Genomic DNA, 17,614 nt, shown 5'->3' with positions numbered 1-17,614 from the left:
GTCAGCTGGAACCGCCGCCCGTGGAGGCCGTCGCCGCCGTCGAGGCCACCACGGCCGCGATGACCGCGGCCTGCACCGCCTCCAGCGCCTTCTTCACCGCGTCGCCGGCCCAGCTCCCGGCAGAGATCTCCTTGGCGCGGGCGTTCATCTCGCGCTTGTCGCCGTTGAAGACCTTGTGCAGCGCCTTCACCGCGTACAGCAAGGAGATCAGCGCGCCCGTGCGGTCGTCCGGCCCCGCGTACCCGAGCGCCACGTTGCCCACCCGGTCGCGGATCTCGCCGTACGCCTTGGCATCGTTGATCACGTACCGCTTCGAGGGGAAGATCCCGAGCTTCTTGGTCTTCTCGACCGTCAGCACCCCACGGCCTTCGAGCCGCGCCAGCACGTTGTCCCGCACGTGCGCCCGCAACCGCTCCACCGCGCGCTGCGGCTTCATGGGTTTGTTGAGGCGCGTCAACGACTCCTGCAGGAACTCGTCGCGCAACGGCGTCGGGTCGACCACGGCGAGCTTCTTGCCGTCCGCCTCGAATGCCACGCGCCCGGAGTTCACCAGCTCCAGCAGCACGGCCCCGGCCAGCGCGTTCTGGACGGACGTCGAATCCATCAGCACGCGGCCGTCGGTCTCGTCGATGAACAGCAGCATCAGGTCTTCAGGCAGCATGTTCCCACGGTAGTTGCTCATCGCCGCCTCCTCAGGACGAAGCGGCGGCCGCAGCCGCGCGCCTGGCTCGGACCGCCTTCTTCACCGCTTCACCGGCCCACTCACCACGGGCGATCTCCTTGGCCCGCGCGTTCATCTCGCGCTTGTCTCCGTCGAAGACCTTGTGCAGCACCCTCACCGCGTACAGCAAGGAGATCAACGCCCGCGTGCGCTCGTCCGGCGCCGCGTGCCCGAGCGCGACATCGCCGACCGACCGCCGCACCTCGCGAACGTCGTCGGGCCGATGCAACACGTGCGTGCGCACGGAGAAGATCCCGAGAACCTTGGTCCGTTCCACCGTGAGCACGCCCCGCGCCTCAAGCCGCGCCATCACGTCCCGGCGCACATGCCTGCGCAGCTTCGCCACGGCCTTGTGCGGCCTGGCGGGTTCGGGGACCAGGCCAGAGCGGACCTGGTCCAGCAGCGCGGCCCCGGCGAGCGCGTGGTCGGCCGACGCCGCGTCCACGCGCACGCCACCGGCCACCTCGTCGATCAGCAGCAGCATCAGGTCCTCGGACAGCATGCCCCTACAACGCGCGAAGGGCGCCGGACGTTGAAACGTCCGGCGCCCTTCTGCGACGAGAGCGGAGGATACGGGATTTGAACCCGTGAGGGGGTGAACCCAACACGATTTCCAGTCGTGCGCACTAGGCCGCTATGCGAATCCTCCGTGGAGAACCTTACCGGACGGGGTGGTGACCACCCAAAACGGGGGGTCGGAACGGGTGCGCTACTGGACCTGCGGGCTCGCAAAGCGTTCGGTGGCAACACGATTGCCGAGATCGAGACGTGGGGGTGTGGACGCGCGGCAGTGCTGCCGTGCGGGATGCGCAGGCCAGGAGGTGACTCACGTCACCCCGCGAGCCCGGTCGAGTGCGCTGCGTCCTGGCGGGCCAGTCTGGGTGAGGCAGCGCATTCCACTCGACGCGGGTGCTGTCGTTTCCAGTGCTGTCCAATTCAACTATTCATTCACTCGAATGTTGGCCGTTGACGCAGTCGGAATCCAATAAAATCAATCGGTGGTCGAATGGTGGGAGCTGTGGACTGCGTGGTGGTCGGGACGGCAGGTGGGGCAATCGCAATTGGTGGGTTGGCCTGTGCTGTACTGGGGTCGCCTCGGTAAGGTGTTGCAGTTCGCCGCCGGTCTCACGGTGTTGTTGGACCTCATAGGTCCAGACCCGTTGCGCGCCTTCGGGAAACGCCTGACGCGAGTTCCCTGGGCCAAGGGATTTCGTCGTACTTCCGAGGTCGTGGCCGTCGTCGTGTTCGTGGTGTCCTTGATCGCGTACGCCGTGTTCTGGGTGGTTTCGGTCCTGCCGGACTTGATCCCGCCTGTTTCGGACCTTCTGGTGCGAAGAGCGCCTGCGGAGCCCGTCGAACTCGGTGTCTGGGGACCCGTTCTGGTGTTCGTCGCGGTTTGCGTTTTCTTCGGTCTGATCTTCCTCACGCACTGGTTGATTTATGAGCGGGGGCAAGCGAGGACTCCGAAGTCGAAGGCTCAGCTCAAGGACGAGGCGACGAACGCCATGTTCTTCGTTCCTGTCGTCGCGGTGGCCGCGCTGTTGGCGGGCGCTGTCCTGCTGCCCTGGCTCGTGTTCATCTACGGCCTCTGCGTGCCGGTCAGTCGTGGAGCCGCCTGGCTTCTTGATCGGGGAAGGCCCGCTCACCCGTTGCGATGGGCTGCGCTGGTCCTCTTCGTGATCGGATTTCAGTTCGACCTGCTCGCCTCGTGACGAATGGGCAGTCCGCGGGTCGCCGAAAAAAGTTCGGCGGCCGTGTCGATCTGGCGAGGGCCCGCTCGTCGTGATCCCGTAAGACCGGACCGAGGAGGGCATTCGTGAAGTACATGCTGTTGATCTACGCGGCCTCTGACCAGCAGGCGACCTGCACCGTCGAGGACTGGATCGCCTACGAGAAGGAGATGAAGGACGCCGGCGTGCTGGTCTCCGGCCACTCGCTCGCCGACCTCGTGACCGCCACCACCGTCCAGGTCGGGCCGGACGGCAGGCGCAGCGTCACCGACGGGCCGTTCGCGGAGACGCGGGAAGTGCTCGGCGGGTACGACGTCATCGACGTGCCTGACCTCGACGCGGCGCTGGAGTGGGCCGCGAAGTGCCCCGGGTCGCGGGAGGGCGGGGCCGTGGTGGTCAGGCCGATCGCCGAGTTCGACTTCTGAGCCGATGAACGTCGAGCAGGTGTTCCGGGAGGAACGCGGCAGGCTGCTCGCCACCCTGGTCAAGCGCTTCGGCGACCTCGACCTGGCCGAGGAGGTCACCTCCGACGCGATCGAGGCGGCGTTGCGGCACTGGCCGGTGGACGGGGTGCCGGACCGGCCCGGCGCGTGGTTGCTCACGACCGCGCGCCGCAAGGCCGTCGACCGGCTGCGGCGCGACCAGGTGCACGCGGCCCGGCTCGCGATCCTCCAGATCGAGGTGGACCGGGCGGACGCGCCGGTGGCCGACGCGTTGCCGGACGAGCGGCTGGAGTTGTTCTTCACGTGCGCGCATCCCGCGCTCGCGGAGGAGGACCGAGGGGCGCTCGTCCTGCGGTGCCTGGCCGGGTTCACGACGCCCGAGGTCGCGCGGGCCTACCTGGTGCCGGTCACGACCATGCAGCAACGGATCGTGCGCGCGAAGAAGAAGATCAGCCAGGCGCGCATCCCGTTCCGCGTGCCGGACGCGGACGAGTTGCCGGAACGCCTCCCCGGCGTGCTGCAGGCCGTCTACTCGATCTTCACCGAGGGGTACGCGGCGCAGCGCGACGACCTGGCGGAGGAGGCGATCAGGCTGGCCAGGATCCTGCTCGGGCTGCTGCCCGACCGCGAGGTCGCCGGACTGCTGGGGTTGATGCTGCTGATCCACGCCCGGCGCGACGCCCGTGGCGAACTGCTGGAGGACCAGGACCGCCAACTCTGGGACCGCGAGATGATCGCCGAGGGGAGCGCACTGGCAGAGCGCGCGCTGACGGGCGGATACGGCCCGTACGGCGTGCAGGCGGCCATCAACGCGTTGCACGACGAGGCCGACGACTTCGCGGGCACGGACTGGCCGCAGATCGTGGCGCTCTACGACGTGCTGACGAAGCTCGCGCCGTCACCCGTGGTGGCGGTGAACCGGGCGGCCGCGATCGCCATGCGCGACGGGGCCGCGGCCGGGCTCGCGTTGCTCGACGCGCTGGCCGGCGAACCCCGGCTGCGCGACTACCACCCGTACCGCGCGGCCCGTGCCGACCTGCTGCACCGCCTGGGCCGCGCCGCCGAGGCCGCCCAGGCCTACCGCGAGGCCATCTCACTCGCGGGCACCGACTCCGAACAGGACTTCCTGCGCCGCAGGCTCGCGGCCGTCGAGGAGTGACCATGATCATGAAGTGGCTGGAGGCCGAACGCCTGGGCGTCGCGGACCTCCTGGAAGACCTGACCGACGACGAGTGGCGGCGCGAGACGCTCTGCACCGGCTGGACCGTGCGGACGATGGCCGCCCACCTGACCACGTCGACCCGCACGGGATGGCGCGACGTGCTGACGGGCGTGGTGAAGGCGCGCTTCGACTGCATGGAGGACCTGAAAGCCCGGGCGATCGCCGCGAGGTTCACTCGATCGGAGTTGATCGAGCAGATCCGCGCGACCGCGGCCTCCCCGAAGCGCGCCCCGATGGCCGCGCAAGCGTTTCCGCGACACCGGTGTCCCCGCCCTTCCGGCCCCTGAACTGCTGCTCCTCGCCACGGGCCGGAAGTTGTCCACAGGTGGGGACAACTCTGTGGGCAACTCGAACACACGTTCGATCTAGAGGTTCGGCGCCTTGGCGAGGAACTTGTCCAGGGTGCCGTTGCCCAGCTTCAGCTCCTTGTTCAGCTGCTTCACGATCTCGGCGGACTCGGCGAACCGCTCGCGCCTGCCGTCCAGCCCGTCGACCGTCGCCTGCAACGCCCTGCCGTACAGCTCGGTCTGGGCGAGCCACGGCTCGGAGTCGGTGACGAAGCCCTGGTCGACGCGGTCCCTGATCGTCTTCGGGGCGCCGGCCAGCACGTCGGCGTAAGTGCGCAGCTTCGCGACGGCGGCCTTCTTGTCGCCGGTCCTCCACTCGTCTTCGAACTCGTTGAGTGCATCGGCGAGGCGCGGGGCCGTCCACGAGCTCATGTCGAAGAACGAGAGCAGCGCGATCCGCACACGCTCGTCACCGCCCGCGAGGATGTTCGCGTAACCGAGCTCCGACGCGTCCTCGTCGTACATGGCGTCGTTCCAGGCGTAGTCCGCCATCTCGAACATCGCGACGCGGCTCGCGTAGGCCTGGCTCATCGGGTTGCTGAGCAGGCCGACGACGCTGAGGCCCGGTTCGCGGCCGGAGTAGGAGCCGAGCAGCAGCCTGCCCTTGGCGTCCGGGTAGTCGGCGACGGGGTAGTTGTCCCAGATCAGGGTCTTGCGGCCCCACAGCTGCTCGGCGCGCCGCGAGTGCTCGCGGGTGATCGTCGGCGGGATGACGGCCGTGCCGGTCCACATGACGACCACGGACTTGTCGAGGTTGTCGCGGAAGACCCGCTTGTACGGGGTCTGCTCGATGTCGCCGTACTCGGTGAGCACGGTGATCAGCGCCTTGCTGCCCGGCAGCTGGTTGCGGATGGTCAGCGCCGTGTCGTTGAGCAGGTCGTTCTGCGCCTTGGCGGCGTTCTCCTTGCTCGGCGGACCGTAGGTGTCCTGGTCCTCCTGGCAGTTCCACTTGCCGTAGTCGATGTCGTCCAGCAGCAGCGCGAACGACCTGATGCCCGCCTTGTGCAGCTGGGTGAGCTTGGCCAGGACGAGGTCGCGTTCGGAGTCCTTCGAGTAGCACATCGACAGGCCGGGAGCGAGCGAGTAGGTGAACTCGATGTGCCTGTCCGCGGCGCGTTTCGCCAGGTCGGCGATCTGGGCGAGGCGGTCCTCCGGGTAGAGGTCGCGCCAGCGGTCGCGGTGGAACGGGTCGTCCTTCGGCGCGTAGATGTACGAGTTGAACTTCACCGAGGCGGCGAAGTCGAGCTGGGCCTGCTGCTCGGCGTACGTCCACTGCCGTCCGTAGAAGCCCTCGACGATCCCGCGCCGCGGCAGCGACGGCCGGTCGTCGATCCGGACGCCCGCGAGCTTGCCCTGCCGCACCAGCTGGCGCAGCGACTGCGCGGCGTAGAACGCGCCGGCCGGGTCCGCGCTCGACACGCTGACCTCGGAAGCGCCGACGGTGATCTTGTACGCCTCCGCCGACAACGCCTTGTCGGTGCTGAACCGGATCTTCAGCGCGCCGCCGCCGGAGCCGCCGGCGAGCGCCTTCTCCACGACCTGCTTGGTGGCAGGCTCGACGTCACCCTCGATGCTCACCGAGGAGGGGATCTGGACGTCCGCCGTGACGCGTTCGATCGTCTGGGGCGCGGGCCACACCGTGACGTCCGTCGCGCGCTTCGGCTCCGGATCGGCGTTGTTCCGGTAGACGACGACTCCGACGACCGCGGCCGCGGCCACGACGACAACGGCCACGATCAGGCCCGATTTGCGCATGTGGATCAGTGTGCAGGACGCGTGTCCAGTAAGTGTGTGCCTGCTGTCCACAGTTGTGGACAACACTGTGGGCAACTCGAACACACGTTCGAAACTGATCGTTCGCTACACTAGCGACGGACCTCGTGCGGCACACATCTCGCGAACCTCCCCAGGGCCGGAAGGCAGCAAGGATAAGCGGGCTCTGGTGGGTGCACGGGGTCCCCTTTTTGTGTCGGTGGCCACCGGTACTGTTCCGGGCGTGGCCCTCGCTCTGTATCGCAAGTACCGCCCGGCCACGTTCTCCGAGGTCGTTGGCCAGGAGCACGTGACCGACCCGCTGCGCACCGCGCTGGCGGCGGGCCGGGTGAACCACGCGTACCTCTTCAGCGGTCCGCGCGGCTGCGGCAAGACGTCGTCGGCCCGCATCCTCGCCCGCTCGCTGAACTGCGTGAACGGCCCCACGCCCGACCCGTGCGGCGAGTGCAACAGCTGCGTCGGCCTCGCGCCCAACGGCACCGGCAGCGTCGACGTGGTCGAGCTCGACGCCGCCTCCCACGGTGGTGTCGAGGACGCGCGCGAGCTCCGTGACAAGGCCTTCTACGCGCCGGCAGAGGCCAAGTACCGCGTCTTCATCATCGACGAGGCGCACATGGTCACCACGCAGGGCTTCAACGCCCTGCTGAAGATCGTCGAAGAGCCGCCGGACCACCTGATCTTCATCTTCGCCACGACCGAGCCGGACAAGGTCCTCCCGACCATCCGCTCGCGCACGCACCACTACCCGTTCCGCCTGATCCCGCCCGGCGTCATGCGCAGCCTGCTCGAACGCAACTGCGCCGCGGAGGGCGTGGCCGTCGAGCCCGCCGTCTTCCCGCTGGTGATCCGCGCGGGCGGCGGCTCTGCCCGCGACACCCAGTCCGTCATGGACCAGCTCCTCTCCGGCGCGGGCCCCGACGGGGTGAAGTACGAGCGCGCCATCACCCTGCTGGGCGTCACCGACTCGGCCCTGATCAACGACGTGGTAGACGGCCTGGCCGCGGGCGACGGCGCGTCCGTCTTCAGCACCATCCACCGCCTGGTCGACGCGGGCCACGACCCCCGCCGCTTCGCCTCGGACCTCCTCGACCGCCTGCGCGACCTGGTCCTGCTCTGCGCCGTGCCGGACGCCGCCGACCGCAACCTGGTCAGCGCCCCGGAGGACGAGCTGGCCACCATGGCTGCCCAGGCGGAACGCATCGGCCCGGCAGCCCTGACCCGCTACGCCGAGATCGTCCACCAGGGCCTCGTCGACATGCGCGGAGCCACGGCCCCCCGCCTGCTCCTGGAACTGCTCGTCTCCCGAATGCTGCTCCCGTCAGTGAGCCAGTCGGAAGCAGCACTCCTGCAACGCCTGGAACAACTCGAACGTCGCCCCCCGGCCACCATCGCCGCCGCGACCGGCGAGGCCCCGCCGTCAGGCGCAGCTCCGGTCTCAGCCGCAGCCCCGGTCTCCAGCGCTGCTCCCGCCACCGGCGGCCCGGTCTTCACCCGCCGCTCCCAGCAGCCGGCGGAGCCGACCCCGGCCCCGGTCGCGGCACCCGCACCCGCAGCCGCAACCCCGGCCGCGGCTCCTGCCCCGACGCCTGCAAGGCCGACGCCGGCACCTCAGGCGACCCCGGCTCCCGCAGCCCCCGCCGCCGTGGCACCGGCCGCACCGGCCGAAGGCCCAGGTGCCCCGACCACCACGGAGATGGACGCGACGGCGGTCCGCCGAATCTGGTCGGAACTGCTGGCGGCCGTCCGCTCCACCAGCCGCAGCACCGAGGCGATGCTGACCAACGCGATGGTCAGCGAGGTGGACGGCAACGTCGTCACGATCACCCACACCTCGGCCCCGCTGGCCCGCCGCCTGGCCGAGTCCCGCAACACGGAAGCGATCGCGACCGCGCTGTCCTCGGTCCTGGGCGGCACCTGGCAGGTCCGCTGCACCCACGGCACCCCGGGCGCCACCCCTCAGGCCGCCGCAGCGCCGAAGGCGGCCCGCCCGGCCCCGACCCGCCCGAGCCAGGCCAACCAGCCGGCCCGCCCACAGCCAGAACCCCAGCAGTCCCAAGCCCCGCGCCCACCGGCGGACGACGTCCCACCCCCGCCGGAGCCGCCAGAGCCCGACGACCCCCTCCCGCCGGAGCCGGACGACGAGGAAGCGATGCTGGCGGAGGCCGCCCGCCCGGCGGACCCGGACACGGTGATCGTCACCCAGTCGAACGACCCTGAGTCGGTGGTGCTGAAACTCCTGGCCGACGAACTGGGAGCCCGCCCGCTCAAGAAGGCGTAGCGGCAAGGCGAGCCAGACCGCAGCTGCGATGCCGAAGGCGAGCCGTCTTTCCCATGCGTGCTGGGTGGGGTGGCTTCGTCACGAGTCGTGCCACAGCTCTTGCTGCACCGGAGGAGGGGTGTCAAACCGCCACGCTTTTCGGCGGTTTGACACCCCTCCTCAGGTGTGGCCCGCTCTTGGCTCGACTCGTGACGAAGCCACCCCACCAACGCAACCAACCTACGAAACAGCAAGCCGCCCAACACAAACAGGCGTGCCATCTACCTGCCGAGGGCGCTGGCCCCGGCTTTTGATCAGATTGGCGGGGTCCGGGGCAGCGCCCCGCGCACGAAACAGGAACCCGCCCGCACCAACGCCCACCAACCCAAAGCCGCGTCATCAAGAGGCTCCGACAAGATCGGATACCAAGCCCGTACGCTGGACACATCCACTGAACCACCCCCACCGAGAGGACCAGCGGTGCAACCCGGTCAGTTCGACATGCAGGCCCTTCTCCAGCAGGCCCAGTCCATGCAGCAGCAGATGGCAGAAGCCCAGCAGCAGCTGGCCGACACGCAGGTCACCGGCAACGCGGGCAACGGCCTGGTCACCGCCACCGTCACGGGCGGCGGCGAGCTGGTGGACGTCGTCATCGACCCCAAGGTCGTGGACCCCGAGGACGTCGAGACCCTCCAGGACCTGGTGGTCGCGGCCGTCCGGGACGCCAACACCAAGGCGCAGCAGCTGGTCGAGCAGAAGCTCGGTCCGCTGGCGCAGGGTGGCCTCGGCGGATTGCTCGGCTAAGAGATGTACGAAGGCCCGGTACAGGACCTGATCGACGAGCTGGGCCGGCTGCCCGGCGTCGGACCCAAGAGCGCCCAGCGCATCGCCTTCCACCTGCTGGCAACGGAAGCCGCTGACATCGAGCGGTTGCAGAACGCGTTGCAGAAGGTCAAGGAGGGCGTGGTGTTCTGCGACGTCTGCGGCAACGTGTCCGCCGAGACCCGGTGCCGCATCTGCCGCGACCCCAAGCGCGACCTCAGCCTGGTCTGCGTGGTCGAGGAGCCGAAGGACGTCCAGGCGATCGAGCGCACCAGGGAGTTCAAGGGGCGCTACCACGTGCTGGGTGGCGCGCTTGATCCGCTCAGCGGGATCGGGCCGGACCAGCTGCGGATCCGGCAGCTGCTGAACCGCATCGGGACGGCGACGGACGGCGTCGACATCTCCGAGGTCATCATCGCCACGGACCCGAACACCGAGGGCGAGGCCACGGCCACCTACCTCGTGCGGATGCTCAGGGACTTCCCCGGGCTCACGGTCACGCGGCTGGCGAGCGGGTTGCCGATGGGCGGCGATCTCGAGTTCGCCGACGAACTGACGCTCGGGCGTGCGCTATCTGGTCGCCGGAGCATGTAGCGAAGGCCCCACCGCGGCTGGGCGCGACGCGCCTGGTCGCGGTGGACGGTCCGTCGGGCGCCGGCAAGTCGACGTTCGCCAGGCACCTCGCGACGCAACTCGACGCCCAGCTCATCAGCACCGACCACTTCGCCACCTGGGACGATCCCACGACGAAGTGGTGGCGGCGGCTGCAGGAAGCACTCGACCAGATCGAGCGGAACGAGCCCGCCAGCTACCGGAAAACCGACTGGTCCCAAGGCTTTCCGTGCGTCGAAGCAGGCGACGAGGTCACCTTCACTCCACAAAGGACCATCGTCCTGGAGGGCTTCTCCTCGGCCAGGAAGGCGAACACCAGGACCAGCCTGAACATCTTCGTCGACTTCGAGGACGAGAAGGCCAGGCTGGAACGAGTCACGCAACGAGATGGCGAACACCAGCGGCAGCACTTCATCCGTTGGCAGCAGTACGAAAGAGGCTGGTTCGCGATAGACGAAACCCGCCAACGAGCCGACTACGTTGTCACGTCGAGCAGCTGAGCCCGCACGACCGAAGCCTCTGGCGTCCCGATGGCGACGAAGACGTCCAAAGCCGAAGCCCACTGCGCACGGGCAGAAGTCAGGTCGCCCAACGCAAAGGACGCGTCACCGGACAGCTGCAACGCACGTCCCAGCACCCAGCGGTTGCCGGAGTCCGAACTGACCGCGACCGCGCGCAGAGCGCAGTCCAGCGCGGCGGAGGCGTCCGACGTGTCGAGGTGCGTGCGGCCCAGCACGAGCAGCACCTCCATCTCCGCCTGCCGGAACTGCGACCGGCCCGCCTCTACCAGCGCCGAGGTGGCCATCGTCAGCGCGTCCTCGTACCGGCCGGCCGCGCGGTACGACGAAGCGAGTCCGCGCCGCGCCGAGCAGACGCCCCACGAGTAGCCGGTCTCCACCGCGATCGCCAACGCCGACGAGTGCTGCTGGGCGGCCTCGGTGTACCGCCCGGCGCCTTCCAGTGCGCGGCCGAGCAGGTTGCGCGCGTCGCACACGCTCTTCACGTTCTCCAGGTCCTGCGCGATCCGCATCGCCGCGGCGGCTTCGACGGCCGCCTCCTCGAACCTGCCGCGCATGATCAGCGTGATCGCCAGGCCCTCGTGCTGCGTGTGACCGAAGTTCCGGGCCGCCGCACGCTCGTAGAGGTCGCTCGCGCGCTCGAAGTACGACGCGCCGAGCTCCGGTTCGCCGCGGTACGCGTAGACCTCGCCCAACGCGCGCATGGCGTTCGCCTGGGTGATCCACGAGTCGATGCGCGTGCCGACTTCCAGGGCTTCCTCGAACGTCGCGGCTGCGGGGGCGAGGTGGCCGAGTTGCATGTAGACGCCGCCGAGGTTGAACAACGCGTTGGCGAGCACCTGCGCCGCGCCGACCTTGCGGGCGATCACCAGCGCGCGTTCCAGGTGGTCGGCGGCGTGTTCGAGCTCGCCCAGGTCGATCAGGACGCTGCCGGCGTTCGACAGCACGGCGGCCTTGGCCTCCGGCAGTTCGATGCGTTCCTGCAACGCGATGGCCTGCTGGTAGTGGTCGAGCGCGTTGCGGTGCTGCCCGGTCACCCAGTACAGCGTGCCCAGCGAGGACAGCATCGAGAGCTGGCCGAGCTCGTCACGGGGCGCGCGGGCGCCCACCAGCCCGGCCTTGGCCGTCTCCCGCCACTCCGCCGTCAGCCCCTGCGTGTAGAAGTAGCCGCGCAGCGCGTCGGCCAGCTGCCACGGCGAGTTCTCCGGATCGCGTTCCACGGCGTGCGCGACCAGCGCCACCAGGTTGGCGCGCTCGACGTCGAGCCAGGTCAGGGCCTCGGTGGAGGTGCTGAACGCGCGCGGCACCACGCCGTCCAGCGGTGCCGGGCGCGGGAAGCGGAACAGCGTCGACTTCATCGCGGCCGTGGCGTTGTCGACCGAGCGGACCGCCCAGTCCTGCAGCCGCCGCAACGCGAGCCGCGAGTCCGCTCGCCCTTCCTCGAACGCCAGCCGTTCGGCCGCGTAGTCCCGCAGCAGGTCGTGGAACTGGTAGCGGGACGGCGCGTGGTTCGAGATCAGGTTCGCGGTGGCCAGGCGGTCGAGGCGGCGGCGGGCGTCCTGTGTGGTCAGACCGGACAGCGCGGCGGCCACCTCCGGCGTGAAGTCCGTGCCGGGAACCAGGGACAGCAGCCGGAACATCTGCGCGAGCTCCGGCTTCAGGGCCGTGTAGGACAGGTCGAACGCCGCGTGCACCGCGACCCGTTCGTCGCCCTCGACGGCCAGCGCGGCGAGGCGGTTGCCCGCCCGCAGCTCTTCCACGTAGTCCGCAATGGACAGCTCCGGACGCGACACGAGGTTCGCGGCCGCGATACGCAAAGCCAATGGCAGGTGCGCGCACAGAGCAGCGAGCTCCAGCGCCGCGTCCTCCTGGGACGCCACCTCGTCGGCGCCGAGGATGCCCGCGAGCAACGACTTCGTCTCGTGCCAGTCGAGGACGTCGAGCCGCACGTTCGACGCCGCGTGCGACACGGCGAGTCCCCGCAGCGTGTCGCGCGAGGTCACCAGCACCGCGCAGCCGGGCGAACCCGGCAGCAACGGCCGGATTTGCTCGGCCGACGACGCGTTGTCCAGCAGCAACAGCACGCGCTGCCCGGTCAGCGTCGACCGGAACATCGCCTCCTGCTCGTCCTGGTCCAGCGGCACCTGGTCGGCCTCGGTGCCGAGCGCCCGCAGGAACCGCGGGAGCACGTCCACCGCGCTCAACGGCGGCCCCGGCGCGTATCCGCGCAGGTTGACGTACAGCTGACCGTCAGGGAAGTCCGCGCGCATCCGGTGCGCCGCGTGCACGGCCAGCGCCGTCTTGCCCACCCCGGGAGGCCCGGCGAGCGTGACGACCGGCACACCCTGGGCGGTCCGCAGCAGCGCCACGATCAGCGACACCGCCTCGTCGCGGCCCACGAAGTCGGGGATGTCGGCCGGGAGCTGCGACGGCACGACCCGTTCGGGCTTCGCGGCCACCACCGGCGCGCCCGAGGACGCCGCCACGGAGTCGACCGACCCGGACAGCACCTGGCCGTGCACCCGCCGCAGCTCGTCGCCGGGGTCGATGCCCAGCTGGTCGCCCAGCAACCGCGAAACGCGCTGGTAGGCGGCCAGCGCCTCGCTCTGCCGCCCCGACCGGTACAGCGCCACCATCAGCTGCGCCCAGAAGCGTTCGCGCAACGGGTGTTCGCTGGTCAGGCGGGACAGCTCTGCCACGAGCTCGCCGTGGCGGCCGAGCTCCAGGTCGACCTCGACCCGGCGTTCCAGCACGTGCAGGCGGCGTTCGTCGAGCCGCGGCACCTCGTCGCGGTGCAGCAGCCCGGACGGCACGTCGACCAGGGCCGGACCCCGCCACAGGGCCAGCGCGGCGGCGAACGAGGACGACGCGGCCCCCAGATTTCCGGCGGCTCGCGCCTGTTCGCCCTGGTCGATCAACGGTTCGAAGCGCATCAGGTCGATGTTCTTCTCGTCCACGTCGATCAGGTAGCCGTCGGGCACGGTCCGGATCGGCACGGACGGCCCGAGCAGCTGTCTGAGACGCATCACATACGTTTGGAGGGTCGCGCGTGCCCGAGCGGGCGGATCTTCGCCCCAGACGTTGACCGCCAGCTCGTCCACGGTCACCGAGGTGCCCGCGCGCAACAGCAGTGACACCAGCAACGCCCGCTGCCTACCGGCTCTGACCAGCAGCGGTTCACCGTCGAGCAGTACCTGGAGGGGGCCGAGCACGCGGAACTCGACCGATCTGCTCATGCGACCTCCTCCGCGTGTCGTTGTTGTTTCTACAGCCTAGGAGAGCGTCCGACGCATCTGCCGTGCTCACGTTGGGTCAGCGGCCGTGCGCCGGACGTATCAGAATGCCTGGTCTAGTGGCCGGATCGTGACCTGAGTAACCCCGGACGGGGTATGAACAACGGTTATGGTCGGCGACCACACCGTGAGATGTGCGGATTGTCCAAGGGGTGTTTGATGGTCCACTCAGTAACGGCTCGCCGCCGTTGGGTTGCCGCGATCGGCTTCCTCAGCGTCAGCGCGCTCGCCCTGTCCGGTTGCGCGCAATCCCAGCGCGACTCTGGCGGCGGCGGCAAGGAAGGCGGCACGCTGACTTTCGGCGCCGCCGGCGCGCCGAAGCTCTTCGACCCGTTCTACGCGACTGACGGCGAGACCTTCCGGGTCTCACGCCAGATGTTCGAGGGCCTGGTCGGCTTCAAGCCGGGTACCGCCGAGGTCGAGCCCGCGCTCGCCACGAAGTACGAGCCCTCCGCGGACGGCAAGACGTGGACGTTCACCCTCAAGGAGGGCGTGAAGTTCCACGACGACACGGACTTCAACGCCGAGGCCGTCTGCTTCAACTTCAACCGCTGGTACAACCAGAAGGGCGCCGGCACGTCCGACGCCGTCTCCCAGTACTGGCTGGACAACTTCGGCGGCTTCGCGAGCACGCCGGACAAGCCCTCCCTGTTCAAGTCGTGCAAGGCCACGGACGCCAAGACCGCCGTCGTCGAGCTGAACGAGGTCACCTCGCAGTTCCCGTCGGTCCTCGGCTTCACGTCGTTCTCGATCTCCAGCCCCACGGCGCTGCAGAAGTACGACGCGGACAACGTCCAGGCCGCCGGTGACGCGTTCACCTTCCCGGCGTACGCGAACGAGCACCCGACCGGCACGGGCCCGTTCAAGTTCAGCAAGTACGACAAGGCCAACAACACCGTCGAGCTCGTCAAGAACGACGGCTACCACGGCACCAAGGCCAAGCTGGACAAGATCGTCTTCAAGATCATCCCGGACGAGACCGCCCGCAAGCAGGCGCTCAAGGCCGGCGACATCGACGGCTACGACCTGCCGAACGCGGCGGACTGGGCCGGTCTGAAGACCGACGGCTTCAACGTGGCGATCCGCCCGGCGTTCAACGTGTTCTACCTGGGCATCAACCAGAAGAACAACCCGAAGCTCGCCGACCTCAAGGTCCGCCAGGCGCTGCAGTACGCGATCAACCGCGAGCAGCTCGTCAAGTCGCAGCTGCCCGAGGGCGCCAAGGTCGCGACGCAGTTCATGCCGGACACCGTCAACGGCTACAACAAGGACCTGAAGGCCGTCGGCTACGACGTCAACAAGGCCAAGTCGCTGCTGGCCGAGGCCGGTGCCACCGACCTGACGCTGAAGTTCTACTGGCCGTCCGAGGTCACGCGCCCGTACATGCCGTCCCCGAAGGACCTGTTCGGCGCCATCTCCGGTGACCTGCAGGCCGCCGGCATCAAGATCGACGTCGTCACCAAGCCGTGGAACGGTGGCTACCTGACCGACGTCGACGGCGGTATCCCCGACCTGTTCCTCCTGGGCTGGACCGGCGACAACGGCACGGCGCACAACTGGGTCGGCACGTTCTTCGGCCGCACCGACAACCGCTTCAACACCGGTGTGTCGCCGTGGGGCGCCACGCTCGCCGCGGACCTGGCCAAGGCCAACTCCGAGCCGAACGAGGCCAACCGCACGAAGCTGTACGAAGAGATCAACAAGAAGATCATGGAAGAGGACCTTCCGGCGATCCCGATCTCGCACTCCCCGCCCGCGTTGGTGCTCAAGTCCGACGTCAAGGGTCTCGTGCCCAGCCCGTTGACCGACGAGAAGTTCGGCCCCGTCTCCAAGGGCTGAGCCTGAACCGGTGCCTCGACCGGCAGCCTCGGCCCCGGTCGAGGCCGCCGGTCCTGGCGCCCACTCCCACCACAAGAGAACAACGGGGTAGCTCAAGTGCTCCGCTACACCATTCGACGGCTGGTTCAGCTGGTCGGCGTGGTGCTGGTGCTCTCGCTGCTGCTCTTCTCCTGGTTGCGCGTGCTCCCAGGAGGGCCGGTCTCGGCCCTCCTGGGAGATCGTTCTACTCCGGAGAAGGCGGCGGAGCTCACCAAGCAGCTCGGCCTCGACCAACCGATCGTCCTCCAGTACTTCAAGTTCCTGGGTCGCGCGGCGACCGGCGACTTCGGCGTCTCCACCGGTGTTCAGCCCGGTGACTCGGCGCTCGACATCTTCCTGACGCGGTTCCCCGCGACGCTCGAGCTGAGCTTCTTCGCGATCCTCATCGCGATCGCGGTCGGCGTTCCGCTCGGGTACCTCGCGGCCAAGCGCCGCGGTGGCATCTTCGACAACCTCAGCGTCGTCGGCTCGCTCATCGGCGTCGCGGTGCCGGTGTTCTTCCTGGCCTTCGTGCTCAAGGGCGTCGCCTCGTCCGCGCTCGGCCTGCCTTCGAGCGGCCGGCAGGACGCCATCGACGCCACCCGCGTCACCGGCTTCTTCACGCTCGACGGGATCATCACCGGCGAGTGGGACGCGACGTTCAACGCGCTGGAACACCTGATCCTGCCGTCGATCGCGCTCGCCACGATCCCGTTCGCGGTGATCTTCCGGATCACCCGCGCGGCCGTGCTCGACGTGCTCGACGAGGACTTCGTGCGCACCGCCGAGTCCAAGGGCCTCACCGCCCCGGTGATCCGCCGCCGGCACGTGCTGCGCAACGCGATGCTCCCGGTCGTCACGACGATCGGCCTGCAGACCGGCGCGCTGCTGTCGGGCGCGGTGCTCACCGAGAAGGTGTTCGGCTTCCCCGGTGTCGGCGAGGCGCTCGCCATCGGGTTCGAACGGCGTGACTACCCGGTGCTGCTGTTGTTGATCATCATGGCCACGAGCGTCTACGTCGTGGTCAACCTGCTGGTCGACCTCTCGTACGCGCTCATCGACCCGCGCATCAGGACGAGGTGAGACCAGTGGCTCTTGGTGTTACCAGCAAGAAGGACAAGATCGACGGCCTCGCCGAGACCGCGGGTGTCTCGCTCGCGGCGAGCGCGTGGAAGCGGCTCAAGCGCAGCCCGGTGTTCCTCACCGGCGCGGTGATCATCGGCATCTTCGTCGCGGTCTCGCTGCTCTCGCCGTGGCTCGCGCCGCACGACCCGTCCAGCCCGATGCTGATCGACCAGGTCGTCAAGGCGCGCAACGAGATCCCGCCCGCCCAGCCCGGCCACCCGCTCGGCGGTGACCTGCAGGGCCGCGACTTCCTGTCGCGCCTGCTGATCGGCTCGCAGCAGACGTTGATCGTCGGCATCGGCGCGACGATCATCGGCCTCACCGGCGGCCTGATCCTGGGCACGCTCGCGGGCGCGCTCGGCGGCTGGGTCGACTCGGTCGTCATGCGCGTCGTCGACGTCATGCTCTCGCTGCCGTCGCTGCTGCTGGCGTTCTCGATCGCGGCGATGTTCGCGCGGCCGAGCCAGTTCACCGTGATCCTCGCGGTGGCGATCGTGCAGATCCCGGTGTTCGCCCGGTTGCTCAGAGGCTCGATGCTGGCGCAACGGCACAGCGACCACGTGCTGGCCGCGACGGCGCTCGGCGTGAAGAAGGGCGCGATCGTGTTCCGGCACATGCTGCCGAACTCGCTCGGCCCGGTGATCGTCCAGTCGACCCTGGTGCTCGCCACGGCGATCATCGAGGCGGCCGCGCTGTCGTTCCTCGGCCTCGGCAACCCGGACGACCGGATCCCGGAGTGGGGTCAGATGCTCGGCGACGTGCAGAAGGTGTTCGACACCCACCCGCAGCTCGCCGCGTACCCCGCCATCTGCATCATCATCGTCGCGCTCGGCTTCACGCTCATGGGCGAGACCCTGCGCGAAGCCCTCGACCCGAAGAACAGGCGGTGAGTCG

General features: G+C 69.1%; 15 protein-coding genes, 1 tRNA gene and 1 other RNA gene. 12 read left to right on the top strand and 5 right to left on the bottom strand.

What is annotated here, in order from left to right:
• Window position 1: 1 nt before the first annotated feature.
• The 3 genes from ACQEU1_RS25610 to ACQEU1_RS25600 all read right to left on the bottom strand — a co-directional run bounded on the left by ACQEU1_RS25610 (window position 2) and on the right by ACQEU1_RS25600 (window position 1,370).
• Complete coding sequence (locus ACQEU1_RS25610) at window positions 2-682, bottom strand: GOLPH3/VPS74 family protein (protein ID WP_433206589.1); 681 nt, start codon at window positions 680-682, stop codon at window positions 2-4.
• Between the two features lie 10 nt (window positions 683-692).
• The gene (locus tag ACQEU1_RS25605; RefSeq protein WP_433206586.1) at window positions 693-1,223 is read right to left on the bottom strand and encodes a GOLPH3/VPS74 family protein; all 531 of its coding nucleotides are present in this window, start codon (window positions 1,221-1,223) and stop codon (window positions 693-695) included.
• 62 nt (window positions 1,224-1,285) lie between these two features.
• A tRNA-Ser gene (locus tag ACQEU1_RS25600) sits at window positions 1,286-1,370 on the bottom strand.
• 349 nt (window positions 1,371-1,719) lie between these two features.
• Here ACQEU1_RS25600 and ACQEU1_RS25595 point away from each other — a divergent pair.
• From ACQEU1_RS25595 to ACQEU1_RS25580, 4 genes are all read left to right on the top strand, one after another.
• Complete coding sequence (locus ACQEU1_RS25595; protein ID WP_433206583.1) at window positions 1,720-2,433, top strand: hypothetical protein; 714 nt, start codon at window positions 1,720-1,722, stop codon at window positions 2,431-2,433.
• A 104-nt stretch (window positions 2,434-2,537) separates the two neighbouring features.
• Entirely contained in the window at window positions 2,538-2,876 is a 339-nt protein-coding gene (locus ACQEU1_RS25590) for a YciI family protein (RefSeq protein WP_433206580.1), read from the top strand.
• Window positions 2,877-2,880: 4 nt separating this feature from the next.
• Window positions 2,881-4,053, top strand: a complete 1,173-nt coding sequence (locus ACQEU1_RS25585; protein WP_433206577.1) for an RNA polymerase sigma factor — start codon at window positions 2,881-2,883, stop codon at window positions 4,051-4,053.
• A 2-nt stretch (window positions 4,054-4,055) separates the two neighbouring features.
• Window positions 4,056-4,403, top strand: coding sequence for a maleylpyruvate isomerase N-terminal domain-containing protein (locus ACQEU1_RS25580; protein WP_433206574.1), 348 nt, complete (start codon window positions 4,056-4,058; stop codon window positions 4,401-4,403).
• Between the two features lie 78 nt (window positions 4,404-4,481).
• On the opposite strand, the gene ACQEU1_RS25575 is transcribed toward ACQEU1_RS25580, so the two are convergent.
• Window positions 4,482-6,218 carry a beta-N-acetylhexosaminidase family protein gene (locus tag ACQEU1_RS25575; protein ID WP_433206571.1) on the bottom strand — a complete coding sequence of 579 codons (1,737 nt, stop codon included), beginning with the start codon at window positions 6,216-6,218 and terminating at the stop codon, window positions 4,482-4,484.
• A 115-nt stretch (window positions 6,219-6,333) separates the two neighbouring features.
• On the opposite strand from ACQEU1_RS25575, the gene ffs reads away from it, so the two are divergent.
• From ffs to ACQEU1_RS25550, 5 genes are all read left to right on the top strand, one after another.
• An RNA gene (gene ffs / locus ACQEU1_RS25570) (signal recognition particle sRNA small type) lies at window positions 6,334-6,428 on the top strand.
• Between the two features lie 31 nt (window positions 6,429-6,459).
• Window positions 6,460-8,514 carry a DNA polymerase III subunit gamma and tau gene (locus tag ACQEU1_RS25565; protein ID WP_433206568.1) on the top strand — a complete coding sequence of 685 codons (2,055 nt, stop codon included), beginning with the start codon at window positions 6,460-6,462 and terminating at the stop codon, window positions 8,512-8,514.
• Window positions 8,515-8,994: 480 nt separating this feature from the next.
• Entirely contained in the window at window positions 8,995-9,297 is a 303-nt protein-coding gene (locus ACQEU1_RS25560) for a YbaB/EbfC family nucleoid-associated protein (protein ID WP_433211748.1), read from the top strand.
• A 3-nt stretch (window positions 9,298-9,300) separates the two neighbouring features.
• The gene (recR, locus tag ACQEU1_RS25555; protein WP_433206565.1) at window positions 9,301-9,909 is read left to right on the top strand and encodes a recombination mediator RecR; all 609 of its coding nucleotides are present in this window, start codon (window positions 9,301-9,303) and stop codon (window positions 9,907-9,909) included.
• A 41-nt stretch (window positions 9,910-9,950) separates the two neighbouring features.
• Window positions 9,951-10,427 (top strand): uridine kinase family protein, encoded by a 477-nt coding sequence (locus tag ACQEU1_RS25550; protein WP_433206562.1) that lies wholly within the window; start codon window positions 9,951-9,953, stop codon window positions 10,425-10,427.
• On the opposite strand, the gene ACQEU1_RS25545 is transcribed toward ACQEU1_RS25550, so the two are convergent.
• Window positions 10,403-13,681, bottom strand: coding sequence for an AfsR/SARP family transcriptional regulator (locus ACQEU1_RS25545; protein ID WP_433206559.1), 3,279 nt, complete (start codon window positions 13,679-13,681; stop codon window positions 10,403-10,405). The two genes, ACQEU1_RS25550 and ACQEU1_RS25545, sit on opposite strands and share 25 nt — an antisense overlap.
• A gap of 216 nt (window positions 13,682-13,897) precedes the next feature.
• Between ACQEU1_RS25545 and ACQEU1_RS25540 the strand changes: the two genes are divergently transcribed.
• The 3 genes from ACQEU1_RS25540 (at window position 13,898) to ACQEU1_RS25530 (ending at window position 17,610) form a co-directional block, all read left to right on the top strand.
• Window positions 13,898-15,577 carry an ABC transporter substrate-binding protein gene (locus ACQEU1_RS25540; RefSeq protein ID WP_433206556.1) on the top strand — a complete coding sequence of 560 codons (1,680 nt, stop codon included), beginning with the start codon at window positions 13,898-13,900 and terminating at the stop codon, window positions 15,575-15,577.
• 96 nt (window positions 15,578-15,673) lie between these two features.
• Entirely contained in the window at window positions 15,674-16,678 is a 1,005-nt protein-coding gene (locus ACQEU1_RS25535; RefSeq protein WP_382443233.1) for an ABC transporter permease, read from the top strand.
• A 5-nt stretch (window positions 16,679-16,683) separates the two neighbouring features.
• Window positions 16,684-17,610 (top strand): ABC transporter permease, encoded by a 927-nt coding sequence (locus ACQEU1_RS25530; RefSeq protein WP_433206552.1) that lies wholly within the window; start codon window positions 16,684-16,686, stop codon window positions 17,608-17,610.
• Window positions 17,611-17,614 lie beyond the last annotated feature (4 nt).

The sequence above is a fragment of the Lentzea sp. CA-135723 genome, assembly GCF_050936595.1.
Taxonomy (GTDB): Bacteria; Actinomycetota; Actinomycetes; order Mycobacteriales; family Pseudonocardiaceae; genus Lentzea.
Note: the sequence above shows the minus strand (reverse complement) of the source record. Positions and strands in the feature narration are given on the sequence as shown.

Bases quoted from the DNA above. Each gene is read 5' to 3' on its own strand.
- ACQEU1_RS25580 (WP_433206574.1), top strand. From the start codon at position 4,056: ATGATCATGAAGTGGCTGGAGGCCGAACGCCTGGGCGTCGCGGACCTC.
- ACQEU1_RS25585 (WP_433206577.1), top strand. From the start codon at position 2,881: ATGAACGTCGAGCAGGTGTTCCGGGAGGAACGCGGCAGGCTGCTCGCC.
- ACQEU1_RS25560 (WP_433211748.1), top strand. From the start codon at position 8,995: ATGCAGGCCCTTCTCCAGCAGGCCCAGTCCATGCAGCAGCAGATGGCA.
- recR (WP_433206565.1), top strand. From the start codon at position 9,301: ATGTACGAAGGCCCGGTACAGGACCTGATCGACGAGCTGGGCCGGCTG.
- ACQEU1_RS25545 (WP_433206559.1), bottom strand. From the start codon at position 13,681: ATGAGCAGATCGGTCGAGTTCCGCGTGCTCGGCCCCCTCCAGGTACTG.
- ACQEU1_RS25610 (WP_433206589.1), bottom strand. From the start codon at position 682: ATGAGCAACTACCGTGGGAACATGCTGCCTGAAGACCTGATGCTGCTG.
- ACQEU1_RS25575 (WP_433206571.1), bottom strand. From the start codon at position 6,218: ATGCGCAAATCGGGCCTGATCGTGGCCGTTGTCGTCGTGGCCGCGGCC.
- ACQEU1_RS25605 (WP_433206586.1), bottom strand. From the start codon at position 1,223: ATGCTGTCCGAGGACCTGATGCTGCTGCTGATCGACGAGGTGGCCGGT.
- ACQEU1_RS25540 (WP_433206556.1), top strand. From the start codon at position 13,898: ATGGTCCACTCAGTAACGGCTCGCCGCCGTTGGGTTGCCGCGATCGGC.